Genomic DNA, 24,822 nt, shown 5'->3' on the forward strand with positions numbered 1-24,822 from the left:
CGGGACGGGCGGGGGAACGGGCCCGGACGGCACCAGGCGGCGCTGTTGATCACCAGCCCGCGGGTGGCCTTCAGTGCCGCAGCCAGCTGGGCACCTTGAAGCGCACGATGGCCAGGTAGGCGGAGACGTAGGCGATCATGAAGAGGGCGCAGAAGATCGCCAGCACGACCGTGTTGCTCCAGAACAGCACCGCGGGCACCACCGTCAGCAGGGTGAAGCCCCACAGGTAGGGCGAGGTGCGGTTGTTGCGCATGAGCACCCGGCGGGACTCGTCGTCGTGGAACACCCCGCGCACGATGCGCCGGTAGATGAGCTGATGGAAATGCAGCGCGTCCGCCACGCCGGGCGAGACCCCGCGCACCAGCTTGCGGTAGATGGAGAAGACGGTCTCCCAGACCGGGTAGATCAGCAGCAGCATGGGGAACCAGGGAGACACGTCCTGGTTGCGCTGCACGAGCGAGATGCTGCCCAGCGCGATCACCACGCCCCAGATGTAGGAGCCCCCGTCGCCGGCAAAGATCATGCCCCGCGGGTAGTTCCACACGAGGAACCCGGCCGTGGCCGCCGCCGTGCAAACGAACAGCGTCGCGAGCGACCGGTCCCCCACCTGCAGGCTGACGTGCGCCAGCGCCAGGCAGACGATGAACGCCACCATGCCCGCCAGGCCGTTGTAGCCGTCGATGATGTTGAAGGCGTGCGGCAGCCCGGCCACCGCCAGCACCACGATCACCATGCCCAGCCAGGGCGTCTGGGCCAGGAAGCCGTCCAGCCAGGGCAGGCCCATGCGCTGCACGTTCAACTGCAGCACCATCAGCGCCAGCCCGCCCGACAGCGCCGTGAGCAACAGGCGATAGCGCACGGTCAGGCGCTGCGTCAGGTCTTCCACGATGCCGCCCACCGCCGACGGCAGGAGCGCCACGATCCACCAGACCACCCAGGCGCCGAGCCGCAGCGAGCCCGGATCGCCCATCCACGACGTCTGAACCACCCCCAGCATCCAGCTGCAGGCCATGCCGGCCAGCAGCGCCGCCCCGCCCAGCCGGGGAATATCCCCCAGGTGGAATCGCTGCGGCATGGTGTCGCCGTACACGGACGCGTGGTCGCGCCCCCATCGGACGATGCCCGCAGCCACCAGTGTGGAAACCAGAAACGCAACCAGAGACAACCAGATCATGGAGCGCCGATGGTATGCGGGCCGCGGGTGCCCTCCGGTAACAAAGATCGTGCCTGCCGATACACCGGCGAGCGCCACAGCCGCCACAGGCTGCGCACATGCCAGGCGAGGTAGGCCATGCGGCGCTGGCTGTCGCGCTGCCCGACGTGCCCCACGCGGGCCGCGCCCTTGTGCAGCCGCAGGCCCCTCAGCCGCATGCGCAAGCTCAAATCCACATCCTCGCAATACATGAAATACCCTTCATCGAATCCCTCCAGCGCGTCCCACACCGCGCGCCGCATCACCAGGAACGCCGCGTTCACCCAGTCCACCCGGTGCTCCCGGTGCCCGAGCACACGGCGGCGCCACAGCGCGGCGGGCGATGGCAGCTCGCGCTCGGAATCCTGCAACTGGCCGCGGTCGTCCACCTGCTCCGGGTAGGCGCAGCCCACGTCCGCCGGCAGGGCGGCCTCGCACAGCGCAGGAAACGGGTTCGCGCCGAGCAGGCTGACGTCGGGGTTCAGCACGCAGACCATCGGCTCGACCGCCCCGCGCAATGCGCGGTTGTGGTTGGCGCCGAAACCCAGCGGCGACGCATTGTGGCGAATCTCCAGCACGAAGGGCCAGCCCGCGGCGGGGGCCTGCGGCTCGGCCTCGGGCCGGTTGAGCGTGAGCACCACGCGCGACACGCTGGCCCCGCAAAGGCGCGCCAAATCCTGCAGCAAAGCCTGCACCCAGGGCCCGTGGCCGTGGCTGATCAGCGAGACCACCAGGCCCCGTTCCGCATTGAGAGATGACGTCATGAACCCGGTATTGTCGTCTGCCTCGCACACCGTCCCGCCCGGCGGGCCGCTGCCATGCGGCCGTCATAATCCGGGGATGACCCAAACAATCGAGGATTTGCACGTCTATCTGCGCACCATCAAGCAAGACGAACGCACCTCCCTTTCCGTGCTGGCGAGCCTTGTCCGCGAGGGATCCACGGTGCTCGACCTGGGCTGCGGCAGCGGCGCACTCGGGCAATATCTGGCAGAAACCCGGGGCTGCACCAGCGATGGCGTGACGCTCAGCGAAGCCGAGGCCGAACACGCCCGCCCCCACTACCGGCGCGTGGAAGTGTCCGATCTGGAGACATGCGATCTGGTTACCCTTTTTACCGGCCAGCGCTACGACTACATCGTGTGTGCCGACGTTCTCGAGCACTTGCGCCGCCCGGAGGGCATCCTGACCCAGTGCCGCGAACTTCTGGCAAACAGCGGTCAACTGCTGATTTCGGTACCCAACGCCGGCTATTGCGGCCTGGTGGCCGAATTACTGCAGGGCGAATTCCGCTACCGCGAGGAAGGCCTGTTGGACCGCACCCACCTTCGCTTCTTCACCCGACGGTCGCTGGGACGGTTCCTGGGCGAGCAGCGCTGGGCCGTCGACCAGATCGACACCGTGCGCCGCGAAGTGCCCGAATCGGAGTTCAAGGCCGCCTTCGACCTGTTGCCACCGGCCGTGTCCCGCCATCTGCTCGGCGCACCCGATGCCATGGCCTACCAGTTCATCGCCGCGGCGCAGCCTGCCGCCCAGGCCATCGCCGTGGACCAGAGCGGTACGCCGGACCCGGAGGAAGCCCATGCCCTGTTCACCGCCCAGCTCTACCTGGGCCAGAACGGCGAATACGCCGAAGACCGCAAGCTGACCGCCACCGGCATCATTGGCCGCGAACGCCAGACGGTGCGCTTCACCCTGCCCGAGACGCCCAGCCCCCTCACCAACCTGAGGCTCGACCCGGCGGACCGCCCCGGCTTCATGCACCTGCACGGCATCACCCTGCGCAATGCCCAGGGCGATGCGGTGTGGACGTGGCAGGCCGACACTGCATCGCGTTCGCTGCTGGCCCGCTCGCCCCACAGCCAGATCGTGTGGGAGCAGCCCATGCCGGCTGCCTCCCCCGCCACCTTGCTGCTGCTCACTGGCGACGACCCCTGGCTGGAGCTGCCGATCCCCCGGGATGTGCTGGCCGCCCACGCCGGCCGTGGGGCCGCGCTGGACATCGACCTGGGATGGCCCATGTCCGCCGACTACCTGACCCTGTCCGGCGCCGTGTTCCCCTTGCAGGACCGCATCGCCACGCTGGAAAAGGACGCGGCCCGGGCCCGGCACGAGGCCGAGCAGCGGCTGAACCAGACCCGCGAGGCGCTCGAATTGGAAAAGCGCGCTTTGGGCGAGCAAAAGGAAGTGCTCGAGGGCGACAAGCGCACCCTGGAGTACACCAACCAGGCCTTGCAGGAACACAACGCCACGCTCAAGGACAGCACGCAAACGCTGCTGCGCCAGCGGGCCGACCTGCAGCAGGAGTCCGCACAGTTCCAGCGCAACGCCACCCGTTTGCAGCATGAACTGGGCCGCCTGCAGCACGACTACGGCGCCCTCGCCCACCATTTGAAAACGATCGAAAACTCCACCGTGTTCCGCGCGACCCGCCCCCTCGTCCACACCAAGATGCGCGTGGACCGCCTTCTGGGCCGTGCGCCCAAGCATGCCGCCGCAGCGGCGGCAACGCAGGGGCCCGTGCAGGTCACGCCGCCGCAGCACCCCGTGGATGTGATCGTGCCCGTCTACCGGGGCCTGGCCGACACGCAGATGTGCGTCGATTCCGTGCTGGCCAGCCCGTGCGCCACGCCCTACCGCCTCATCGTCATCAACGACGCCAGCCCCGAACCCGAAGTCACCGCGTGGCTGCGCGAGCGGGCCACGCAGGACGAGCGCATCGTGCTGCTGGAGAACGAGGAGAACCTCGGCTTCGTCGGCACCGTCAATCGCGGCATGGCCCTGAGCGGCAGCAACGACGTGCTGCTGCTCAACAGCGACACGGAGGTCGCCAACGACTGGCTCGACCGCATCCGCAACGCCGCCTACGGCGACGCCAAGGTCGCCTCGGTCACCCCGTTCTCCAACAACGCCACCATCTGCAGCTACCCGCGCTTTTGCAAGGACAACGACCTGCCACCCGGCTACGACACGGCCCGCCTGGACGCGCTGTGCGCCAGGACCAATCCGGGCGCGGTCGTGGACGTGCCCACGGGCGTCGGCTTTTGCATGTACATCCGGCGCGATTGCCTGGTGCAGCTGGGCCTGTTCGATACCGAGCACTTCGGCAAGGGCTACGGCGAGGAAAACGATTTCTGCCAGCGCGCGCACGCGGCCGGCTGGCGCAACCTGCACCTGCTGGACACCTTCGTGCTGCACACCGGCGGGGTCAGCTTCGGCGACAGCAAGAGCCCGCGCGAACTCGCGGCCATGGAAACCCTGCGCCGCCTGCATCCGCGCTACGAGCGCGACGTGCACGCGTTCGTGCAGGCCGATCCGGCGCAGCCCTACCGCCTGGCGCTCGACGTAGCCCGCATCGCCGAGGCCGGCGTGCCGGCCGTGCTCGCCGTGCTGCACGACCGGGCCGGTGGCACGGTCCGGCATGTCCGCGAACTGGCGGTGCACCTGGCGGACCAGGCCACCTTCCTGACCCTCACGCCCGCGCCCGGGCACAGCGTGCGGCTGCGCATGGCGGGGCAGGACGAGGGCTTCGAACTCACCTTCCGCCTGAACGACCAGTACGACGACCTGCTCGGCGTGCTGCGGCAACTGGGCGTGCGGCAAGTGCACTTTCACCACCTGCTGGGCCACGGCCAGGAAGTGCGCAACATCCCGCACCTGCTGGATGTGCCCTACGACTTCACCGCGCACGACTACTACAGCTATTGCACGCACATCTCGATGACCGACACGACCAACCGGTACGCCGGCGAGATAGGTCCCGGGCAATGCAAGTGCTGCACGCCGGAAATGCATTCCCCCCTGGGCGGCACCGTCGCCGAATGGCGTGGCGCGAATGCGCGCCTGCTCACCGGCGCACGCCGGGTGCTGGCGCCCAGCCACGACACGGCGCGGCGCATCGCCGGCTTCGCGCCGGCGGCGCACGTGCACGCCGTGCCGCACACCGATCTGCCCGACAGCGCGGCGCTGCCGCTGCCCGCGCCGCGCACGCTGCAGCCTGGCCAACGGCTGCGGGTGGTCGTGATCGGCGCCCTGAGCGCCATCAAGGGCGCGGACGTGCTGGAAGCCGTGGCCGCCGAGGCGGCCCGCCGCAACGCCCTCGTGGATTTCCACCTGATCGGCTACGGCTACCGCCACCTTCAGACACAGCCCCGCGCCCGCCTGACCATCCATGGCGAGTACGAAGAAAAGGACCTGCCCGGCCTGCTGCAATGGCTGGAGCCGGACCTGGTCTGGTTTCCCGCCCAGTGGCCGGAGACCTACAGCTACACCCTGAGCGCCGCGCTGCTGGCCGGCCTGCCGGTGGTCGTGCCCGACATCGGCGCCTTCGCCGAGCGGCTGGCGGGCCGGCCCTGGAGCTGGGTGCACCCCTGGGATGCCACGCCCGCCCAATGGCTGGCCTGGTTCACCGAGGTCCGCGACCGGCATTTCGCCCAGGGCGAGGCCCCGGCCCTGGCCGAGGCGCAGCCGCAAGCACCCGTGCCGCACGAATCCTCCGCGCCGTTCCGCTATGCAACCGATTACCTGGCAGGCATCGCTCCCGCCAACGCCCTGCCCCCCATGACCCTGGCCGACCTGCAGCCCTACCTGCCCCAGGCCACGCCCAGCGCCGCTGCCAAGTCGGGCATGCTGTCGGCGGTGGTCTATCTGCGCTCGCTGCCGGTGCTGCGCGGCGTGGCACGGCGCATCCCGGCGCAGTGGCAGCGCCGGGTCAAGAACTGGCTGCAAGCCTGAACCGGCCCCGCGCCGTGCGGCGCCGGAACGAAAAAGGGCTGCCCTCTCCGGCAGCCCTTTTTGTTTTCGAAAGACCCGTCGGCGCCCTCGCGCGATGGATGGCGGCGAAGGGCGATCCGGGCCCTATTTGCCCAGCAGCAGAAAGATCTCGTTGTTGAGCAGCAGCTCGTCCGGGTATTGGCCGTGCAGGGCTGCTGGAATGTCCATCTGCACGCTGCGCCGCTCCTGGCGGATGACGTGGAAGCCCGCCCGGGCCATCAAGGCCACCAGCTCGTCCGCCGTCAGCCGGTTCAACGCCTTGTACTCGTTGAAGACGAACTTCTTGTACCCCTCGACACCGAAGTCGTCGAAGCCGAAATCGCGTTCGGCGCCATCGATCGGGCCCTCGTGCGCCTGGATGATGGCCCACAGCTCGTCATCGCTCACCAGCAGGTGGTGCCAGGGCACTTCGTCATAGCGCCGCAGGTGCGAGCCATAGGGAGAAAAGTACAGCGGCTCGATCTGCAGGAAAAAGACACCCCCCGGATTGAGCGCCGCGTACAGGTCGCGGGCGATGGGTTCGAGCTGGTCCTGGCTCACATGCTCGAACGTGGACCAGCTGAAAATCCCGTCCACCGGCCGGCGGCCCGCCAGCGGTGTGGCGGGTGCGATGGTCTCGAAACTCAGCGCCTTCGGCACGCGGCGAAGCCCCAACTGCTCCTTTGCGATGCGCGGCAGCTTGGCGTACTCCTGCCGGATGTCGATGCCGTGGATCGACGTCGCCCCGTGGCGCAGGGCCAGGGCCAGGTCCGTGATGCCGTCGCCGCAGCCGAAGTTGAGGAGCCGCGCCGTCTTCACATCCAGCGCCGAACCCAGCCAGTGCTGGACCACGTCGGCCGCATAGTGGAAGTGCGCCCGGAACCACTCGTCGGAAATGCGCTCGGCATCCCACTGGGGCGGTCCCCAAAATCGTTGCTGGATGCGATCGAACAGAGTGGTCATGGAGGAAAACGCCTGTCGCGGGATTTCAATCGGTCAAAGGGCTCGGTGCCGGGAAGGGGGTCAGACCCACCACATCCTGCGCTCAGGGCTTGGCGAGCACATAGGCATCCTGGTGGTTCCAGAAATGCACCAGCGAGCGGTGAACGAGCTTGTCCGCGCCCACCGTCTCCGCGATGCGCGCGAGGACGAAGTCCTCGGACGTGAACGCGGTGCCGTATTCCTGCACATCGATGGCCTGGGATTCGCTGGACGGAGCGAAGAAGAAGCCGTCCTCGTCCAGCGCAACGCTGTCGTGCGCCGCCGCCTTCAAGCCATGCGTGGAGAACACCAGAACCCCTCCGGGCGCCACGCCGTCGTACAGGCAATGCAGCCAGCGGGACCAGGTGCGGCGCGGCAGGTGGCTGAACAGCGACAGCACGAACACCACGTCGTACTGCTGATCCCACACCAGGCTCTCCGGCACCGTGGAAGACAGCACGCTCCGCACGCCGAAAGTGCGCTGCGCGAACGCCATGGCGTCCGGCACGACGTCGGACACCGTCACCCGGTCCGCACCCAGCGCCTTCACCAGATGCCGCGTGAAGCGGCCGTGCCCGCTCGCGAACTCCATGAACCGCGGGGTCTTGAGCAAAGGCCGGTCCACGGCCTCCAGCAGCGCCATCAGCTCGGACAGCGTGCGCCAGCCATCCGCGAGATAGTCGCGCAGAGGGTTGGTACTGGAGGGATGGCCCTCGAAGAAACGGAAGATGTCGTCGGCGCGCGCGATCTCGCAGTTCAGCCCCATCATCTGGGAGAAGGCGCCCGGCAACGTGTGCTGCTCGATGAGCTGGTGGGCGGTGAGGCGCGTTTCGCGGTCCTGCAAGGCATGGCGCAAGGCCTCTGCGGCCAGGACGCGCTCGTCGCGTTCGAGGTGCTGGATTCCGAGGGCCAGCCAGTCGGAGGCCTTTTGAGGAGGGGCGGTCAGATCGTTCATGGGGTCAAGGGCCGGGGGAAGATCCTGCCGAAAGGCGGAAAACCGTCATTGGCAAAAAATGGCTCCGGCGCATATTCTACTAGGGCATTAAGCTATCAAAAATATAGCATCTCATTGGAGGGAGATCCCGGCCGTCCACGGCGGCAGAACGCAAGCGCCCTGCAGTGGGCCGGCCGGCATGCTCACCCCCAGTGGTGCGGCAATTTCACCAGCCCCGGCATGAGGGTTGGAGCGACCCAGTTGAAGTTCAGGAACTGGAACCACTCGTCGTACACCACCAGGCCGCTCTCGTCGAAGAGGAACGCACTGATCACGTAGTCCCCGCTGTGCAGCGGCAGGCTGGGAAACGTCAGCACCGAGCGCCACAGGCCATCGCCCAGCGACACGGGCGCCGCGCCCTCTTCGTGGGTGGCCAGCGACGTGATGCCGACCCCTTTGGACTGCTCGATCATGAAGCCGACATTGGGCCGCTCGCCCCCCCGGCCGCGCACGGTGATGTGGGCGATCAGGTCTTTGCCGGACAGCCGGCCGTAGCCGCCGTCCTGCGGTTCGCCCAGGTTCTGGATCTCGACCGACAGAATGCGGGCGGAGCCATCGTCGCGGGCCGGGGCATTGCCATTGCGCTGCCGGCGGCCGGCGGCGGAAGCCGCCTCGGCGCCCGAAACCTTGGAGGCGGCTTCGCCGTCGTCCAGCGGAGCGCCGTTGTCGGGCGCGGGCGCATCGCTGGCGCCCTCCTGCCCCGCCGCCGCGTGGTGCTGGCTCTCTGCATTGCGCAGGCGGGAGTGCACGTCATAGGCGCCCAGCACGGGCTCCGTCAGGCCGAACTGCTTGACGCGCCCCCCGTCCAGCCAAAGCGCCAGATCGCACAGATGGCGGATGTGGTACGGGCTGTGCGAGCAGAACAGGATCGTGCAGCCGGCATTGCGAAACGCCATGATGCGGTCCACGCATTTCTTCTGGAAATGCTGATCGCCCACCGCCAGGGCTTCGTCGATGATCAGCACGTCGGGCTGCACCGCGGTCACCAGCGCGAAGGCCAGCCGGACCGACATGCCCGAAGAGTAGGTTTTGACCGGCCGGTCCAGCGCCTCGCCCAGCTCGCAGAACTCGATGATCTCCGGCTCCAGCCGCTCCATCTCTTCGCGGTCGATGCCGATCAGGCTGCCGCCGAAATACAGGTTGTCGCGGCCGCTGAAGTCGGGGTGGAAACCCGCGCCCAACTCCAGAATGGCAGTGACCCGGCCCACCCGCTCGATCGAGCCCGTGGAGGGCTGCAGCGTGCCGGCCAGCAGCTTGAGCAGCGAGCTCTTGCCCGCCCCGTTGTCGCCGATGACGCCGATGCACTGGCCGCGCTGCAGTTCGAAGGAGACGCCTTTCAAGGCCCAATGGCTGCGGTGCGCCGATCGCCCGGTGATCAAGGACTTGAGTCGCTGGCGGGGAGAGGCGTAGAGCTTGTACTCCTTGCCTACATTCGTAACCTTCAGCACCGTGCTGCCGGTTGTTACGCCAGCCGCTTGGCTGCGTCCTGTGCTCTCGCTCATAACCAATCCACCAACTGGTCGCGGCTGCGCTTGACCACTACATCCAACGCGAGTGCCACCACCACCACCCACGTCAATGCGACCCACCACACAATCGGTGGCGGCAGCACGCCCTGCAGCAGCACCTGCTGGTATCCGATGACCAGCGCAGTCATCGGATTGAGCCACAGCACCCAGCGCCAATTCTCAGGGAACAGCGTCAATGGGAAAAGAATCGGAGTGAGGTAGATACCCACAGACAGCAGAAAGCCGACCAATTGGACGGTATCGCGCAGCGCCGCCGCCAAAATGGCCAGCAAGTAGGCGATTAAAACGCTCAGCACCAATTGCAGCGCCATCAACGGCAGGATCGCTGCGACAGCAGGGCGAAAGCCATGCAGAGGAGTGTAGGCAAGGGCCACCAATGCGAGCAGCGGTCCGAAAATCACGCAGCTGGCCATCACCGATCGCGTAGTGAACAACACGGGCGGCAGGGGATTTTTCTGCAACATGCTGCCCGCTTCTATCAAGCTGTTCATTCCCCGTGACACGGCATCGCAGAACGCCATCCAGGGAAGTGCACCCACGATCAGAAACGTACCTACTGCATGCGTAGGGGCCCCCTCGCCCAGTCGCATGGAAAACACCACGTCGAAAACCAGGTAGTACGCCGCCACAGTCAGCAAAGGCTGCAGATAGGGCCAAAGCACGCCAACCGCCGTTCCGGCATGCCGTGCCGCCACTTCGCGGCGAGTCAACACCCACACCAACGATCGAGCGCTCCACACGGAGCGCCACTCATTCCATAAAGTTTGCATGCAGGAACAGAGAGAAGAGCAGGTCCGCCTCAAAGCAGACCTGGAAAACTGCGAGGACCAGCCGTCTTACGCCAAGCCAGTCGGTCCTTCAATAGCGAACACAAGGATCAGTTGAGCGGCTTCAACTCAGTTGCATGCTCTGCCGCAAACTTGGAAATGGCCTGTGCATCCACAGTCATATCCTGTTGCAATTTTTGAGCCTCAGCCACACGCGCTTCTTGGCGAACATTGTTGCGAACTTCATTCATCAACTCTTCGCGCACGTCGGCAAAGGGTTTGGTCGTCACAGGTTTGCGATCCTGCAATTGCAGGATGTGGTAGCCGTATTGTGTTTTGACGATTTCGCTCAGATCTCCAGACTTTTGCAACGCAAAAGCAGCGACTTCAAATTCAGGCAGCATGCGTCCACGCTCGAAAAAGCCCAGATCACCACCTTTGGCGCCACTGCGCTTGTCAACAGATCGCTCACGAGCCATCTGGGCAAAATCCGCACCGGATTTCAATTCCTCCAGGGCTTTTTCCGCTTGAGCGCGAGATTCTGCCTCGGTTCCGCCAATCAGGATGTGGCGGATTTGCACCTGCTCTGCCGTCTTGAACCGTTCGGGTTTGGCTTGATAGATGTTGCGAGCAAGCGCCTCGGCTACAGCATCAGTCGGCGTATGCGCAGCGTCGAGCTTCGCAAGCCAAGCGTCAGATAGCGCCTTGTCCCGAGCCATGCGCATGGCCGCAACGACCGCCGGATCAGTAGCCAGTCCCTCAGCTTCCGCCTTGTCTGCCATTGCGCGGCGCGCGTATAGATTGCCAACGATCTGCGTCACTGCGCTGGACCGTGAAAGTACTTGAGCTCGGGCCTCTGCCGGAATCCGCTGCTCAGCGTCAGCTTCAACATCAAGTGTGGTAATCGCATTCTTGCTGCCCTTGACCAGTGGGACGTCTGAACCAGCAGCCAGTGCGGCGGAACCAGCGTGCAGCGCAATGACAAGAGCTGCAGAACGAAGAAAAAATGATGGGGCAAAAACACTATGCATGGATGAGCTCATCGGACCATTCGTACAGTTAAAAAAAAAGGCGGGGGAAACCCCCGCCTTTCTTGGATCGCATTGCTGCGATTAAGTGCCGAAAAGATTAGTTAACGGTCTGGATACGCGTGCCACGGTGAGGCCACGTGATACCGAAGTTACCCGACACGCCGTTGCCAACGTTGGGGTTGGACAGCTTGATGAACGAAGCGCCCAGGATTGGCAGACCGTTGCCACCGTTGGTGGTGTTGATCACGCCCCAGCCGTTGGTGTACGTACCAGCCGTGATGGTGGTGCGAGCAACATTGCCGCCCAACGAAGATGCACCTGCATCAGCGAAAGCCAGCACGCTGGTTTCACCGCAGAAGCGCACGACGGAAGGAGCCAGCGGGTTGCCTGGCGAGAACACAGGAGGCGTACCCACTGCGCCGGCAGTCGTTTCTTCACGGTTCCAGAAGCGTTGGCCGTCAGCATTCACGCAGATGTTACCGACAGAGTCCACGCTGGTGTTAGCAGGCAGGAACCACTCACCACCGGCAACCGTGCCACCGTTCAGTTGCGAGAACAGACGGTAGTTAGGAGCGGTGATGCCAACCACGTTTTGGTTGCCAACCACACCGGTAGCGGCGTAGTTAGCGACCACGCTGTAACGACGGGTAGGCATAGAGAACACCCAGTCCGTCTTGGCAGAGATCGACGTGTCCGAAGCGTACTGGTTGGTGATCGAGGTCACAGCCAGAGCGGTGGTCAGCAGGTCAGCCTGTTCCAGAGGTGCGGTCGTTGCCGAAGCAGGAACTGCAGCCGTGTAAGGCGTGGACATGTCAGGCAGGTCGAAGAACGAAGCAGCCAGCGTGGCGGTGCCCAGAGGTGCGCCATACGCGCCACCGGTCGTGCCTTGCGTAGCAGGACGTGCATCCGTACGGAACAGTGGGTCAGCCGTGAAGGCGTCCACGTTGCCAGCCGAAGCGTTCGTTTGCGGGAAGTGCACGAAATTGCCACGACCATCAGCGCCGTTCACAGCAACGCGGGCAGCCACCGAGGTAGCAGCGCCGGAGAACGTCGTCGTTTGTGGCAGGTTCAGGATGTACCAGTCACCCATCAGGCCGGTAGAAGGCGTGTTGAAACCAGCGGTAGCAGCATCTGCTTGCGTGGTGTAGTTCGTCACGGCAACCGTGTTCAGCAGCGTTTGCGCCACGGAACCGTCCACCGAGCAAGGTGCCACGTTGTTGGCGTGCTTGATAGCGCCGTACAGCGTAGGAGCAGCAGCCGTGCCACCGTTGTTTGGAGGAATGTCAGCCATGTTGAAGATTTCAACGTAGCCTTCACGGGTTTGGTTCGCCTTGTCACCAGCAGCCAGGCTAGGATTCAGACGGTCCAGAATGAACTTTTGTGGCACGTTGGCGGTCAGCTTAGGCACCGTGCAGGTGTTGTCAGCGGTCACGATTTGTGCAACGCCGTCAGAACCTTGCGTCACAGCAGCCGTCCACACGTCGCCTGGAGACATGAAGACTTGGAAGTCAAGAATGTCGTCAGAGTTCGAAGCGCTGCGGAAACGCACCTTCACGGCCTTGCCGTTGGAGGTGTCGGTGTTCACCACATGGAACACGCTCATATTGTTGTTTTGAGCGGTGAAATATGGCACCAGCAGGTTATGGCCCACGCCGGCGTCCGAGATTTGCAGCACGGTAGCGTTCGTGGTGGTCAGTTGATTCGTTCCATTGAACGTACCCGTGCCAGGCACGACGCCAGCCGATGCAGCACCGGCAAAGCCCAGGCCACCAATCATGGCAGCAATGCTCAGGGCCAGAACATTTTTTCTCATATCAAGAACTCCAGTTGAAAAGTTGGTAAGCGCAACTACCACGATTGATTACGCTGACGGATGGTAGCACAGCACTTTGGATGGAAGTACAGCGAACATGCCGTGAAAAAAGAGGTTGTCGAAAATACGCAACACTGAGAGTGCAAGCGTGAAGACACCATGCAGCTTGGCGTCAACCTGAGGTAAGCGCCAACCCACAATGCTCTCAGCTCTCCTGAAAGTGCCACCACTGGCCGTCTTCAAGGAGCCACACTTCATTCACATACATGGGGACGATGGGCAAGTTCAGGCCTGGGATTCCAGGCTTCACGTCCAGCCTCACCTGCGTTTCGCATCGAACAGCATCGCAGGTCACTTTGGTCACTTCGGCAGCCTTGGCAGCCACCGAAGCGCCATACTGCTTGCTGAACTGCTCCGCGGTACGTAGTTTACGGTACGCAGGCGTAGACAGCGCATACGCCGCCTCATATTTACCATCGAGTCGAGCCTTCCAGTACGCCTCTGCTCGTTTTTGAACCACCTGCTCGGGCGTACCACCGCCCATGCTTGCACACCCAGCCAGCGCAACAGCAGCCGCAACAAGCGCTATCGCCCTCACGGATCGATAGTGAAATTTAGCCATGCCTATTAGACCTCCATACAAAAAACTAAAAAATCATTCACTGCGTCGGCAGCGACTGGACCGGCGGACGCGGCGAGGGCAGCGGCGCTGCGCTGCCGCGCTCTTGTAGCTCGATGGCCCGCAACCCCTTGAGCCGGTCGCGCAGGTCTTCACTGACTTCACGTATATCCACATCGTTCCTGACAACCCGTGGAGTGATGATGACGATGAGCTCCGTACGATTCCCTGTCACCGTATTGGATCGGAACAGATTGCCCAGAAGCGGCACGTCCTGAAGAAGCGGCACGCCGGAACGGCCAGTGTTCGAGTTGTCTTTGATCAACCCGCCCATCACGATCGACTCACCTGAACGCACCGCGACTTTGCTGCTGATCTGCCGCTGCAAGAAAGATCTTTGGCCTGTGGGCGTATCTACATTGCCCACATCAGTCACGGTTTGATCCAATTGCATGGAAACAATGTTTCCTGCATTCACAGAAGGCGTAACCGAAAGATTGACACCTGTGTCCTTGTACTGGATGTTGCTTGTCGTAGCGTTGGGATTGTCTACAAACGAGGTCGTCGAGGTTCGAACGGGTGTCTGATCCCCCACGCTGATCGCAGCCGTGTGGTTGTCCAGCACCATGAGCGAGGGACTGGAAATCATCTTCACCAGCGATTTCTCAGCCAAAGCGGTCAATGTCGCTTTAATTGCTCCCGCGGCGTTTCGCAACGTGTAAGAGAATCCTGGCGTGACATTATCACCAAAAGCTGGCGTGCCAAATATCGAACCCGATCCGGAATATCCAGACCGCGCATCATTACTGAAGGCCCATTGCAATCCATACTGAAGATTGTCATTGAGCGTAACCTCAATAATACTGGCCTCAATAAGCACCTGCGTCGGGGGCAGGTCAAGCCGCTTCAGGCTCGACTCAATCTTGGCGTACTCCATTCGGGTACTCCACACGAGCACCGAATTGTTCAATTCATCCGCCATTACCCGAATTCCCAAATTTCCGCCAAGGGAGGAAACGTTTGCCTGCCCGGAGTTTCGGTTTCCTGTGCTGTTGCTGTTATTCAGGCTGTTAGATGACGAAAAGGAATTGCCAAAGCCGCCCCCCCCAGACAAGGAACTTCCGGATGATCTGCCAAAGCCACCTCCATACCCTCCACCGCCAGCGAAAGCATTGGAAGTGGTACCAAACCCAGTCGAACCCGATTGACCGAAGGAATTTGCAGACGAACCACCAAGCCCTGGCGCAACCCCGCTATTTGCGATCTGGCTGAAACCTGAGCCTCCACCGAAAATACCGTTCAGGACACTCGACAGATGCGCAGCGTTGCCGTTCTGCACTTGGTAGATGAACAATTGCGGCTCATTGCCGCTGTCGCTGGGCTGGTCCAACTTCTCGATCCACCGCCGGGCTTCCTCCAGATAGGAGGCTCGAGGCGTAACCACCATGATGCTATTAATGCGCTCGATCGGCATGATGCGCAAAGCACCAAACAAGGGATTGTTTTCACCCAGCGAGGCTGCACCGGCAGCCGCCTGCGCATTGGCACTTCCCGCCGCAACAGGCGCGGTTGAACCGGTCGTGCTCCCACGACCCGGCGTGGCCGTAGGCACCGCGCCTCCGCCGCTGACCAAGCGCAGGGCTGTTTCCACCTCGTTGATAGATGCATGTTTCAACGGGAATACACCTACCGACATTCCTTTGAGCAAATCAATATCGAAGGTGTTCACTAAATCTAGCCAACCCTCTGCCTGCGTCCGGGTTCCGTTCAGGATCAGAAGATTGCGCATATTGTCGACGCGCACGATGGCGTCCGGGGGCACCATGGGCCGCAGAATCGATGCCATCTCCGCAGCGCCGATGTATTGAAGCGGCACGATGATGGCGCCAGAACCGGGAGTCAAGGGGGCAGAGCTGATTTGGCGAACGGAGACGCCAATGGCCTTCAGGGCATCTGGCCTACCGACGTGGTAGGTTCCCCGAGCGTCACGCACCATGGCAAGTCCGTTGGCTTGCAAAGAACTCTCAAGCAGGAACACCGCCTGATCCGGCGTGATCGGGACGCGCGTCGCCAAAGTAACGGTGCCATTCAAAGGAGGATGCAGGACATAGTCCGTCTTCAAAATATCGCCCAAAATGGTACGCACCACTTCGGATACCGGAGCTTCTTCAAAATTAAAAGACAACGGAGCGCCCTGAAGGGCTGCAATTGGCTTGGCAGGAGCGATGACGCGGTCATTGCCAAGAATGAATCGGGGTTCTGGAGCAGGAGGGTTTCCCTCCCCGGAAGATCTGTCTGTTTTAGCGGGGTTGGTATTGGCGGACGACTCACCTGCTGCCCCTGGCTTCACAGCGCCACTGGATTCCGTGACGATATTGCTGCCACCGGGCGCGGGAACCGTCTGTGAAGTTTGAGCCACTGCCATCTGGGAAGCAGCCAGCGCAATGGCGGTAAGTGCGTGTCGGTAAGGGGTCATGACTACTTGCCTGAAAACGAAAGGGACTGGCGAAATGGTCTTTGCGCTCATTGAGCACGGCCACCGAATGTCGCGCGAGGAGGGGCAGAGGGACGGGCAGGCTGATCACCCCCTCTGCCAATCGATGTAGGAGCGCCAACAGGCGCAACCGGCGCCATGCCGGTATAAGCGGTTACTGCGGCACGGGGAAGTTGTAGAACACGGGTCTGGCCACCTTTGGCGAATGTAACGTTACGCCCGGCGATGGATTGAAGCGTCCAGCCGTCAACATTGTCGTTCAGCCGGGCGCGGCGATGTTTGCCTGCCACCTCAATAATGATCCCGCCTGCGCCGTCTCCAACGAACACGCCGGAAAGCCTTGCGGTGCTAAGGTTGTCGACAGGCGCTTCTTCACTGACCTTGGGTGGCGGGGGAGGAGGAGGAGGCCTGCGAGTGAAAGCAAATATTGGGCGATCCAGCATGGCAATGAATTGCCCGGTGTCCGCATTGGTGACACCAGGCAATGCCGGTTGCATGGCTGCAAAATCGGTTCGATGGGGCTCTGGCGGTTGCCAGTGCACATTGCGGACACTGCCATCCATATCGACCCACATCCACCCCAAGAGGAGGAGCAAAGCCGCATTGACCAGCAGCAGCAGATGCAAGGTATAGCGCTTCATATACGCTCCCGCAGAACACTGAGGCCAAATTGCGCTGACAGCCGGGGGGCGGCTTTCGGATCTGGGTTGCCGTAGCCTTGTATCTGAATATCCAGATCGTTGATGAGAATGATGGGCAACTGACTAGTGAGAACTGCCAAAGCGCTTTGAAGGGCCAACATCTCACCTTCGGTGCGAACGGTTAAGGGGATCCGATCGAAACCCTTTTCATCTTTCGCAGGGAGCACCTGGCTGCTGATCACTTGCAGTCCAGCCGCACTGAAGATTTCCCTGATCCGCTGTTGAGCGGCATTACCCGTCTGATTGGCATCCTGTGACGCAGGATAGATATATTGCGTTCTCGCACCACTTGCGCTGGAAAGCAGCGCTTCGATATCAGCCCGCTGGGCCTCCAAGCCCAACAGGCGGGCATAGCGCGGCTCCATTTGCGCCAACTGCGCCTCTGCCTTTTGATGCTTCTCCTGAACGTACCAACCCAGCAGCGCCAGAGGAACAATCGCCAAAGCCACTGTGCAGAAGAGGATCACTCCTTCACGGGATGAGAGGCGTTTCATGGCGGGGTTCGGTTCGCAGAAGATGAAGAAGGACCGGCAGGGGCTTTTGCTGGGCTGCCGCCAAATGTAGGGGTGGCACCGCCAAAAGCCGCCTTACCTGCCGCGGGGGCAGACACCGCAGGTCCAGCGGTATTCGCTGCGGGCATGGCCGGCACCATGGTTGTAGGAATCGCCGCCGAAGCCGCCGCACTACTTGCGCTTGATGCTGCAGCACTAGCCACAGCGTTTGCTGGCAAAGCAGGGATCACCGCCCCGGAAGCTGCTGCCGAGGAGGCTGCGCCCGGAGTATTGCCCACCACACCAAAAACATGCGGATCCAGCATGAACTCGATGGCAAACATCTCCTTGGCAGAATTGCCCATACGGGTCGCAGCAGACGGCGCGCGGACCTCGCGCAGGCCGGGCTCGTTCCCAAGGAGTTGCATCAAAGCCGCTGCATTGTTGGTCAAACCCACAATGGTCACTTTGGCACCCTGAAGACGAAAGCTCTGAAGATAGGTGTCGTCCGGGAGCAGCTGAGTTAACTTGTCCAGCACCTTCAAAGGCTCAATGCGTGTACCGAGCACCTCCGACAACATGCCGATTTTTTCTGCGGACTGCATGAGCGCATCGCGCTTAGCAACGACCGGCGCCGTTCGTCGAGCAGCGTCTTGGTAGCTTTGTGCGGCCTCAATCGCACGCTCACGCAACTGAAGCGTTGGAGTCATGGCAATGGCCACCGTTAGCAGGGCCATCACCGCCAGCAGCCCATAACCTGTCCGCCGCCATCTCAATGCATGGGCATGCCGCAAGCCTTCACCATAGCCTCGCATGACGATCGGACGCAGTTGGCTGCTACGCACCCAAACTTCAGGATCCGAGACACCGCCCAGTCGGGCTGCCTGCGACGCAAGATATTGCGCAACTTGTTTACGGGACGCCAAAGCCAGTTCGATCTTGGCACTGCCCGCCGGCGCATCGACCGTTTTGCCGCCCCAAACCAGATCCGAGTCTGAAAACGGACTGATGGCACGGACTTCCAAAGCCCCCGCCTTGACCACATCGGAGTCAGACATGGGAGGAAGGGTAAGGGTCCGGCGCAGCACAAGCTCTTCCGGCAATTCGACAGCGGTGAAGCTGGCCTTGATGGGGCCGGCCACCTTGGATTGCTTCTCATCGCCAAGCCAGAACGAAAGACCATCACCAGGGTGCAACAACACCACAGGCGCTGATGGCGTTAGCCAGGAAAACAATGGCCACGCGTGCATGCCCTGCCAAGGACTTCGGATTTCACGCCAAAGTGCGTGCAGATCGACTCCCAGAAAACGGGCATCGGAGGAAATGGAGGGCATGGTGACTCAGGGGTTTAACGTATCACGGGCTCAACGCTCGAACTGGTGCGAAAGGTATGCCACGGCACACCATCCTTAGCGCGGGCATTGAAATCGATGCTGCGCGACACGCGCAGCCAGACACCGTCCGGCATGGGAACCCTTGCTTGGATTCGAACCCGCCGAACCGTCGAGTTATCTAAAAATGCGGGCTCCAATGCCGTGGTATCGATGCCCTCCGCCCCGGACTCCCGTTCAGCCGCGATGCGCATGGCGACTGCAGCATTGCCTCCGGCGAGGACTGTCAACACTTCAACGGGAGCAGCCATCGGATTGACCATGCCGCGCCCGCGTACATCTGCAGTGATGAGCGGAGAAAGTCTAGCATAGAGGGGGTAGTCGAATCCTGGCACCTTAAGTAGGTCTTCCTCTGATTCAAAACGCTGCGGAACACCTTGTGGATTGCGACGTTCCCGCATGTCCACCGTGGCTTGCGCAAGTCCCTGAGCGAGATCAGGAGACACACCTCCTGCCACGGCAATCAGCCTTGCCAACAAAGCGACTGGAGCGCCGTTGATATCGATTAGTCCATTCAACGGCATGGCCTGGACCTGCATTGACACCCCTCTGTACGCGATCTGCGCCTGTCTGGTACGGTTCATTTGGGTGTTGGTGGCAACGATGGCCTGCAGTGCCAGTTGAATGGCGCCATCTCCCAGCGCCTGTGCTTGAACATTCTGACGCGACAAAGTCATCATTCGGGCTTCTTCGCGGACCGATTTGGTAAGTCCCGAAACGATGATCGTGAGGGCTGCAACCATCCAAAGTACGGCCAGCAAGGCCATACCAGATTGCGTCTTCTCACGAGAGTTACCCCCCCCACACCGGCTCATCAGTTGCTGCCTCCAAAAGTGGCACCATTGCTGGCAGGGTCGCTAGAGGGCAATACCCGCAACGGAATAACGATGTCTGGCCACGCGGAGGACGACGTCGCGATTGCCATCGACACTCGCTGAGGAGTCCGGTCCACGATGGTCCATGGCGCGCCCCAGACAGGCGGCTCTTCATTGGGATCTTCGTAACGCAATGCGAAGCCGGTCACATCATCCACCAGCACGTAGCTTGCGGCCTGGCTCCAGTCTGGCAGCACGCCTCCTTCGATCCATGGCAAATACCGCAGAACCAGCGCACGTCCAGCCGGTTGGTCTACCACTCCCAGTCGAAAATGGTAGCGCCCCCCCAAACCGTAACGGGCGGGCATGATGCCGACCCACGCCATTTCGTCGGGGAGGCCCACGAAGAAATAAGGGCTCTCTCCGACGGAAATGACCGCTGCCCGTTTCTGCAGGGATATCCGCCCGAGAACCGAGCGCAGAAAGCCATTTGCGACCCTCAATTCGTCGGTTTGCAGCACCCGGCGATCCACACGCTCCTCAGTCTGCGCCGTCGTGCGCAAAGCAGAACCCAACGCCAGCATCACCAAGGACAACAAAGTAATGACCACAAGCAGTTCCACCAGCGTAAAGCCGCGTTGGCGAAATGCTCCGGAAAACCCGCGCTGCATCAGTCTCATCGTGCCCGTCCCGGCTCAGGGGGTTTTCGTTGAGGCCGCAATGTGTTGAGTTCAAAACTGCGCAAACGCACGCCATCCGACCATGAGATCATGATGTTGACTTCATGCAGCGGAGGGATGGCCGGCCCATTGAACTCCGTGGCGTAAGGCGCGGTGGTCAGGCGCCATTGATAGCCAGCAGACTCTCCCGATTGATTCAAGCCTTGTTCTGGTATGGCATCCCGCAGGGAGAGCAGCGACTCTGCCAGAACCACTGCACGCTGGTAGCGATCCACGTCCGCGACATTGCGGGCACTGCCTCCCATGGCGCGATAAAGCATACCCAGCGAAAGGGCCATGATGGCGAAAGCCACCAGCAACTCCAGCAAGGTAAGTCCTCGCTGGTGGCGGTGCCTACGCTGCATCATTGGGTTAGGGCCTCTTGGGTCACCCGCCCGGACAGCCAATCCACTCGCAATCGAGTTCCGACCCCAGGAGCTCGCAAGATCTCAATACTCCCCCCCGTCGCCCCACCGGCAGGGAGAAACCGGATCGCTGCTTGGCTCTGTGCATTCAACTCCGTACCAGCAACGATGGCGCGCAACTGCAGGGGTTCAGGTAACGGCTTCAAGGCGAGGTCGTTGCCGTACATGCGATTCTTCAAGTCCACAGAGAACCGGACCTCGCGTCCTTCCGCCATGGCGGTAAAGCGCGCGGCTCGCATTTGGCTGATCATCGTGCGGACCGTGTCACGGTACTGCGCCGAGTCTCGCAGCCGATCGAAGGCCAGCGGTGCGAGGCCGATCACGAGCGCCAGGATCGCGAACACGACCAGCAACTCGACCAGCGTAAAGCCGCGCTCGCGCCGCATGGCAGGACGCCTGGGGATGCAGGCGATCAGGGCGTGTTGCGGATGTCGGCCGCTTCGCCTTCACCGCCAGGGGCGCCATCGGAGCCGAGCGACAGGATCTCGATGCCGCCGTTCGGGCCCGGGTTGGCATAGCGGTAAGGATGGCCCCAAGGGTCCGAAGGCACGCCGCCCTTGAGGTAAGGGCCTGTCCAGCCGTTCACGGAGCCGGGGCGCTTGACCAGCGCCTCCAGGCCTTCTTCGGTCGAAGGGTAGCGGCCTACGTCGAGCTTGAACAACTCGAGCGACTTGTCCAGGTCGGCGATCTGCACGCCGGCCGTCTTGGCCTTGGCGCCACCCAGTTGGTTCAGCACACGGGGGCCGACGAGGCCTGCCAGCAGCGTCAGGATGGCCAGAACGACCAACAGTTCGATGAGGGTGAAGCCGCGGGCGGATTTGCGTTGCATAGGGGTGCCACAGGAGCGGCCAGCACGGGAATGCGCCATGGAAGAGGACTCCTTGGACAAACAAAAATTATACGGCGAGGTCATTGATGGACAGGATCCCGAGAAGGATGGAAACAATGATGGCGGCAATCAAAATACCCAGCACCAGAATGAGAACCGGCTCCACCAGCGTGAGAAGGCGTTTGATACCGGTTTCGACTTCCCGGTTCAATATATTGGACAGCTCGAGCATCATCTGACCGATGCGGCCGGTTTCCTCGCCCACCCGGATCAGGTTGATCGCCAACGGTTCGAAGATGCCCGTCGCGGAAACGGCCTGGACCACTTTGCCCCCTTCTTTCACGATGGGCGCGACACGGGACAGGGCCTGCTGCAAGACCGTGTTGCTGACGGTTTCGGTCGCGATGTGCAGGGCCGTCAGCATGGGCACGCCATTGCCGAGCAGGGTGCCCAGGGAGCGCGAGAACAACGTGAGCTGGTACTTCAGCGCCAGGCGGCCCATGAGCGGCAGCTTCAGCAGCCGCGCCTGCCACCATTGGCGACCGGCGGGGGAGGTCGCCCAGCGGCGCACCATCAGGCCCAGGCCCAACGCCACGATGCCGATGAAAAGGCCATAGCGCGTGAAGGCGTGGCCCAGCGCCATGACGATCTGGGTCGGCATCGGGAGTGCATCGCCCATGTCGGTGAACAGTTTTTCGAACTGCGGCACCACGAAACCCAGCATGGCGATGAGCGACAGCACGGCCACGCCCAGCAGAATCGCCGGGTAGATCGTGGCGGAGATGACGCTGTCGCGCAGCGCGCGCTGCCGTTCCATGTGCTCCACGAGCCGCTCCAGCACCGACGACATCTGGCCGCTGGCCTCGCCCGAGCGGATCATGTTGATGTAGAAATCGCCGAACAGTTCGCGGTGCTGCGACAAGGCGCGGCTGAGCGGCGTGCCGCCCTTGACCGCATCCAGAATGCCTTGCAGCAGCTCGGCCATGCTGGGCTTGTAGCTCATGTCGATGAGCACGCGCAACGCGTTGTCCAATGCCAGCCCGGCCCGCAGCATGATGGACAGCTCGGAGGTGAGCGCAAGCACATCGGCCGCCTTGACCGGCCCCTTGCCGCTGCGCCCCTTGGGCACGGCGGCGGCCCCGATGGCCTCGTTGGCGGAGGCGGTGCCCATGGCACTGCTGGCGCCCGCGCCGGCCGAAGCACCGATCGAGTCGCTGATGGTCAATGGCGTGAGGCCCTGCGCCCTCAGCTGCTTGAGCGCCTGGGCTTCGTTGATGGCCGTGAGCCGGCCCTCGGCCACCTTGCCCGAGGCGGCGGCCGCCCGCCAGACGTAATCAGGCATCGGCTTGGTCCTGCGTCACGCGGGCGAGTTCGTCGAGCGTGGTCATGCCGGCGGCCACCTTGCGCAGCCCGTCCTCGTACAGGTTGAGCATGCCGCCCTGCGCCGCCAGCGCGTTGAGCGCGTTGGCATCGCGGCCTTCGATGATGGCGCGGCGCATGGGCTCGTCCAGCACGAACAGTTCATGGATGCCGGTCCGGCCCCGGTAACCGGAGCCTCGGCAGTGCTCGCACCCCACGGCCCGGTAGATGGCCTGGCCGACGCCGCTGAAGCGCGCCAGCCCGGTGCTCTGGCGCACGTCCTCGCCCGGCTCGAAAGGCTCCTTGCACTGGCCGCACAGCGTGCGCACCAGGCGCTGGGCCAGCACGCCGTTGACGGCGGAGGTGATCAGGTAGCCCTCCACGCCCATGTCCTTCATCCGGATCACGGCGCCGGCCGCCGTGTTCGTGTGCAGGGTGGAGAGCACCAAGTGCCCCGTGAGCGCCGATTGCACGGCGATCTGGGCGGTTTCGCCGTCGCGCATTTCGCCGATCATGATGATGTCGGGGTCCTGGCGCAGGATGGAGCGCAGCGCGTTGGCGAAGGTCAGGTTGATCTGCGGATGCACCTGGATCTGGTTGATGCCTTCCAGCTGGTACTCGACCGGGTCTTCCACCGTGATGATCTTGTTGGCCCCCGCATCGATCTTCGACAAAGCCGCATACAGCGTGGTCGTCTTGCCCGAACCCGTCGGGCCGGTGACCAGCAAGATGCCGTGGGGCCGTGCGAGCAGGCTGTTGAACCGCTCCAGCGTGTCCTTCTCGAAACCCATGGTTTCCAGCTGCAGGCGCACGCTCGCCCGGTCCAGCACCCGCATCACCACGCTTTCGCCGTGCACGGTGGGCACGGTGGACACCCGCAGATCAAGCTCGCGGCCCTTGACGCGCGTCTTGATGCGGCCGTCCTGCGGCAGGCGGCGCTCCGCGATGTCCAGGTGGGCCAGCAGCTTGACGCGCGAGTTCACGGCGGCGCTCAGGCGCGGCGGCACCAGTTCGCCCGCATGGATCACGCCGTCCACCCGGTAGCGCACGTGCAGGCCGTCGTCGAACGGCTCCAGGTGGATGTCCGAGGCGCGCAGATCGATCACGCGGCCGATGATGGCGTTCACCAGGCGGATGACCGGCGCTTCGCTGGCCAGGTCCTTCAGATGCTCGACGAAGTCGCCGCCATCGGAACCATCGCCGAATCCGTCGTCGGCCTCGTCGTCTTCGGCCCCCTGCTCCACCACGGGCTCGGACAGGGCTTTCTCGATGTCGCTGTCCAGCGCCAGGTGCGGAACGATCACATGGCCCGTGGCCAGATGCAGCGCCTTGACGACGAACGCATCCTGCGGGACGGCCATCGCCACGTGCATGCGGCCTTCGCTGACCTGCAGCGGATACACGCTGTTGGCGTGCAGGAATTCCGGCAGCAGCCCTTCGACCTCGGGCATGAGTTCGGGAAACTCGCCGGCCGGCACGATGGATATCCCCAGCTGGCGCGACAGCGACTGGATCACGTCCAGCTCGGACACCAGTCCCAGCCGCACCAGCACGCGGCCCAGCAGTCCGCCCATTTCCTGCTGCGCGGAGAGCGCACGCTCCAGGTCGCGGGCGCTCAGCTTGCCCGACTGGACAAGCAGCTCTCCCAGCGGAGGACGCGGCGCGGGCGTCGCGTCTGCCAGCGGTTCGATGCGGTCGGGAAGGGTATTCGTCGTCATGGAGGTGTGGGATGGCTCGCCGCGAGTGGCGTTGCGCGCCCTCGGGCGCGCGCAATGGGGCCCAAGTGTAGCCGCGACGGCGTGGAGCCCACTCCCGCCAAAGCCATGGCCTTCGCACACCCCGCGGGCCAGCCGGGCCTTCGCTTAAAGTCGCGGGCCTCCCCCCGATCAATTGATGCGACTGCCCGCCCCGCCCATGCAA

General features: G+C 63.1%; 21 protein-coding genes. 1 reads left to right on the plus strand and 20 read right to left on the minus strand.

All coding sequences use genetic code 11. From position 1 onward, the window contains the following. Positions 1 to 70: 70 nt before the first annotated feature. Together AVMA1855_RS08200 and AVMA1855_RS08205 are read right to left on the minus strand one after the other, a co-directional pair. Entirely contained in the window at positions 71 to 1,174 is a 1,104-nt protein-coding gene (locus AVMA1855_RS08200; RefSeq protein WP_284398141.1) for a glycosyltransferase family 4 protein, read from the minus strand. Then, entirely contained in the window at positions 1,171 to 1,956 is a 786-nt protein-coding gene (locus AVMA1855_RS08205; protein ID WP_284425326.1) for a glycosyltransferase family protein, read from the minus strand. Before AVMA1855_RS08205 ends, AVMA1855_RS08200 begins: the two co-directional genes overlap by 4 nt. Before the next feature lie 76 nt (positions 1,957 to 2,032). Between AVMA1855_RS08205 and AVMA1855_RS08210 the strand changes: the two genes are divergently transcribed. Continuing rightward, the gene (locus AVMA1855_RS08210) at positions 2,033 to 5,926 is read left to right on the plus strand and encodes a methyltransferase domain-containing protein (protein ID WP_284425327.1); all 3,894 of its coding nucleotides are present in this window, start codon (positions 2,033 to 2,035) and stop codon (positions 5,924 to 5,926) included. A gap of 123 nt (positions 5,927 to 6,049) precedes the next feature. Here AVMA1855_RS08210 and AVMA1855_RS08215 read toward each other — a convergent pair whose 3' ends face one another. The 18 genes from AVMA1855_RS08215 to AVMA1855_RS08300 all read right to left on the minus strand — a co-directional run bounded on the left by AVMA1855_RS08215 (position 6,050) and on the right by AVMA1855_RS08300 (position 24,620). Then, positions 6,050 to 6,907 carry an SAM-dependent methyltransferase gene (locus AVMA1855_RS08215; RefSeq protein ID WP_284425328.1) on the minus strand — a complete coding sequence of 286 codons (858 nt, stop codon included), beginning with the start codon at positions 6,905 to 6,907 and terminating at the stop codon, positions 6,050 to 6,052. An 82-nt stretch (positions 6,908 to 6,989) separates the two neighbouring features. Continuing rightward, the gene (locus AVMA1855_RS08220) at positions 6,990 to 7,880 is read right to left on the minus strand and encodes a class I SAM-dependent methyltransferase (protein ID WP_284425329.1); all 891 of its coding nucleotides are present in this window, start codon (positions 7,878 to 7,880) and stop codon (positions 6,990 to 6,992) included. A gap of 182 nt (positions 7,881 to 8,062) precedes the next feature. Beyond that, entirely contained in the window at positions 8,063 to 9,421 is a 1,359-nt protein-coding gene (locus AVMA1855_RS08225) for an ABC transporter ATP-binding protein (protein ID WP_284425330.1), read from the minus strand. Next, positions 9,418 to 10,218, minus strand: a complete 801-nt coding sequence (locus AVMA1855_RS08230) for an ABC transporter permease (protein WP_284425331.1) — start codon at positions 10,216 to 10,218, stop codon at positions 9,418 to 9,420. Before AVMA1855_RS08230 ends, AVMA1855_RS08225 begins: the two co-directional genes overlap by 4 nt. A 107-nt stretch (positions 10,219 to 10,325) precedes the next feature. Beyond that, the gene (locus tag AVMA1855_RS08235) at positions 10,326 to 11,258 is read right to left on the minus strand and encodes a peptidylprolyl isomerase (protein ID WP_284425332.1); all 933 of its coding nucleotides are present in this window, start codon (positions 11,256 to 11,258) and stop codon (positions 10,326 to 10,328) included. An 85-nt stretch (positions 11,259 to 11,343) separates the two neighbouring features. Beyond that, positions 11,344 to 13,059: a cell surface protein gene (locus AVMA1855_RS08240; RefSeq protein ID WP_284425333.1), complete on the minus strand. Its 1,716-nt coding sequence runs from the start codon at positions 13,057 to 13,059 to the stop codon at positions 11,344 to 11,346. Between the two features lie 205 nt (positions 13,060 to 13,264). Continuing rightward, positions 13,265 to 13,681 carry a hypothetical protein gene (locus AVMA1855_RS08245; RefSeq protein WP_284425334.1) on the minus strand — a complete coding sequence of 139 codons (417 nt, stop codon included), beginning with the start codon at positions 13,679 to 13,681 and terminating at the stop codon, positions 13,265 to 13,267. A gap of 37 nt (positions 13,682 to 13,718) precedes the next feature. Next, complete coding sequence (gene gspD, locus AVMA1855_RS08250) at positions 13,719 to 16,154, minus strand: type II secretion system secretin GspD (protein ID WP_284425335.1); 2,436 nt, start codon at positions 16,152 to 16,154, stop codon at positions 13,719 to 13,721. Between the two features lie 47 nt (positions 16,155 to 16,201). Further along, positions 16,202 to 16,813 carry a hypothetical protein gene (locus AVMA1855_RS08255; protein WP_284425336.1) on the minus strand — a complete coding sequence of 204 codons (612 nt, stop codon included), beginning with the start codon at positions 16,811 to 16,813 and terminating at the stop codon, positions 16,202 to 16,204. Continuing rightward, positions 16,810 to 17,367, minus strand: a complete 558-nt coding sequence (gene gspM, locus AVMA1855_RS08260; RefSeq protein ID WP_284425337.1) for a type II secretion system protein GspM — start codon at positions 17,365 to 17,367, stop codon at positions 16,810 to 16,812. Before gspM ends, AVMA1855_RS08255 begins: the two co-directional genes overlap by 4 nt. Next, on the minus strand, positions 17,364 to 18,698 hold the full coding sequence (locus AVMA1855_RS08265; RefSeq protein ID WP_284425338.1) for a PilN domain-containing protein: 1,335 nt from the start codon (positions 18,696 to 18,698) through the stop codon (positions 17,364 to 17,366). Before AVMA1855_RS08265 ends, gspM begins: the two co-directional genes overlap by 4 nt. 14 nt (positions 18,699 to 18,712) lie before the next feature. Next, entirely contained in the window at positions 18,713 to 19,522 is an 810-nt protein-coding gene (locus AVMA1855_RS08270; RefSeq protein ID WP_284425339.1) for a type II secretion system minor pseudopilin, read from the minus strand. A gap of 47 nt (positions 19,523 to 19,569) precedes the next feature. Then, positions 19,570 to 20,250: a prepilin-type N-terminal cleavage/methylation domain-containing protein gene (locus tag AVMA1855_RS08275; protein ID WP_284425340.1), complete on the minus strand. Its 681-nt coding sequence runs from the start codon at positions 20,248 to 20,250 to the stop codon at positions 19,570 to 19,572. After that, complete coding sequence (locus tag AVMA1855_RS08280) at positions 20,247 to 20,657, minus strand: PulJ/GspJ family protein (protein WP_349817097.1); 411 nt, start codon at positions 20,655 to 20,657, stop codon at positions 20,247 to 20,249. The genes AVMA1855_RS08275 and AVMA1855_RS08280 overlap by 4 nt, the downstream gene beginning before the upstream one ends. Beyond that, the gene (locus AVMA1855_RS08285; RefSeq protein ID WP_284425341.1) at positions 20,654 to 21,100 is read right to left on the minus strand and encodes a GspH/FimT family pseudopilin; all 447 of its coding nucleotides are present in this window, start codon (positions 21,098 to 21,100) and stop codon (positions 20,654 to 20,656) included. The genes AVMA1855_RS08280 and AVMA1855_RS08285 overlap by 4 nt, the downstream gene beginning before the upstream one ends. A 26-nt stretch (positions 21,101 to 21,126) precedes the next feature. After that, positions 21,127 to 21,582 (minus strand): type II secretion system major pseudopilin GspG, encoded by a 456-nt coding sequence (gspG, locus tag AVMA1855_RS08290; protein WP_092745333.1) that lies wholly within the window; start codon positions 21,580 to 21,582, stop codon positions 21,127 to 21,129. A 28-nt stretch (positions 21,583 to 21,610) separates the two neighbouring features. After that, the gene (locus tag AVMA1855_RS08295; protein ID WP_284425342.1) at positions 21,611 to 22,885 is read right to left on the minus strand and encodes a type II secretion system F family protein; all 1,275 of its coding nucleotides are present in this window, start codon (positions 22,883 to 22,885) and stop codon (positions 21,611 to 21,613) included. After that, a complete protein-coding gene (locus AVMA1855_RS08300) occupies positions 22,878 to 24,620 on the minus strand; it encodes a GspE/PulE family protein (RefSeq protein WP_284413851.1) in 1,743 nt (580 codons plus the stop codon). The genes AVMA1855_RS08295 and AVMA1855_RS08300 overlap by 8 nt, the downstream gene beginning before the upstream one ends. Between the last annotated feature and the right edge of the window lie 202 nt (positions 24,621 to 24,822).

The organism is Acidovorax sp. SUPP1855 (assembly GCF_030158955.1).
Taxonomy (GTDB): Bacteria; Pseudomonadota; Gammaproteobacteria; order Burkholderiales; family Burkholderiaceae_C; genus Paracidovorax.

Excerpts from the sequence above, each read along its gene's own strand:
- AVMA1855_RS08200 (WP_284398141.1), bottom strand. The coding sequence starts at position 1,174 with ATGATCTGGTTGTCTCTGGTTGCGTTTCTGGTTTCCACACTGGTGGCT.
- AVMA1855_RS08205 (WP_284425326.1), bottom strand. The coding sequence starts at position 1,956 with ATGACGTCATCTCTCAATGCGGAACGGGGCCTGGTGGTCTCGCTGATC.
- AVMA1855_RS08210 (WP_284425327.1), top strand. The coding sequence starts at position 2,033 with ATGACCCAAACAATCGAGGATTTGCACGTCTATCTGCGCACCATCAAG.
- AVMA1855_RS08215 (WP_284425328.1), bottom strand. The coding sequence starts at position 6,907 with ATGACCACTCTGTTCGATCGCATCCAGCAACGATTTTGGGGACCGCCC.
- AVMA1855_RS08220 (WP_284425329.1), bottom strand. The coding sequence starts at position 7,880 with ATGAACGATCTGACCGCCCCTCCTCAAAAGGCCTCCGACTGGCTGGCC.
- AVMA1855_RS08225 (WP_284425330.1), bottom strand. The coding sequence starts at position 9,421 with ATGAGCGAGAGCACAGGACGCAGCCAAGCGGCTGGCGTAACAACCGGC.
- AVMA1855_RS08230 (WP_284425331.1), bottom strand. The coding sequence starts at position 10,218 with ATGCAAACTTTATGGAATGAGTGGCGCTCCGTGTGGAGCGCTCGATCG.
- AVMA1855_RS08235 (WP_284425332.1), bottom strand. The coding sequence starts at position 11,258 with ATGAGCTCATCCATGCATAGTGTTTTTGCCCCATCATTTTTTCTTCGT.
- AVMA1855_RS08240 (WP_284425333.1), bottom strand. The coding sequence starts at position 13,059 with ATGAGAAAAAATGTTCTGGCCCTGAGCATTGCTGCCATGATTGGTGGC.
- AVMA1855_RS08245 (WP_284425334.1), bottom strand. The coding sequence starts at position 13,681 with ATGGCTAAATTTCACTATCGATCCGTGAGGGCGATAGCGCTTGTTGCG.
- gspD (WP_284425335.1), bottom strand. The coding sequence starts at position 16,154 with ATGACCCCTTACCGACACGCACTTACCGCCATTGCGCTGGCTGCTTCC.
- AVMA1855_RS08255 (WP_284425336.1), bottom strand. The coding sequence starts at position 16,813 with ATGAAGCGCTATACCTTGCATCTGCTGCTGCTGGTCAATGCGGCTTTG.
- gspM (WP_284425337.1), bottom strand. The coding sequence starts at position 17,367 with ATGAAACGCCTCTCATCCCGTGAAGGAGTGATCCTCTTCTGCACAGTG.
- AVMA1855_RS08265 (WP_284425338.1), bottom strand. The coding sequence starts at position 18,698 with ATGCCCTCCATTTCCTCCGATGCCCGTTTTCTGGGAGTCGATCTGCAC.
- AVMA1855_RS08270 (WP_284425339.1), bottom strand. The coding sequence starts at position 19,522 with ATGGCCTTGCTGGCCGTACTTTGGATGGTTGCAGCCCTCACGATCATC.
- AVMA1855_RS08275 (WP_284425340.1), bottom strand. The coding sequence starts at position 20,250 with ATGAGACTGATGCAGCGCGGGTTTTCCGGAGCATTTCGCCAACGCGGC.
- AVMA1855_RS08280 (WP_349817097.1), bottom strand. The coding sequence starts at position 20,657 with ATGATGCAGCGTAGGCACCGCCACCAGCGAGGACTTACCTTGCTGGAG.
- AVMA1855_RS08285 (WP_284425341.1), bottom strand. The coding sequence starts at position 21,100 with ATGCGGCGCGAGCGCGGCTTTACGCTGGTCGAGTTGCTGGTCGTGTTC.
- gspG (WP_092745333.1), bottom strand. The coding sequence starts at position 21,582 with ATGGCGCATTCCCGTGCTGGCCGCTCCTGTGGCACCCCTATGCAACGC.
- AVMA1855_RS08295 (WP_284425342.1), bottom strand. The coding sequence starts at position 22,885 with ATGCCTGATTACGTCTGGCGGGCGGCCGCCGCCTCGGGCAAGGTGGCC.
- AVMA1855_RS08300 (WP_284413851.1), bottom strand. The coding sequence starts at position 24,620 with ATGACGACGAATACCCTTCCCGACCGCATCGAACCGCTGGCAGACGCG.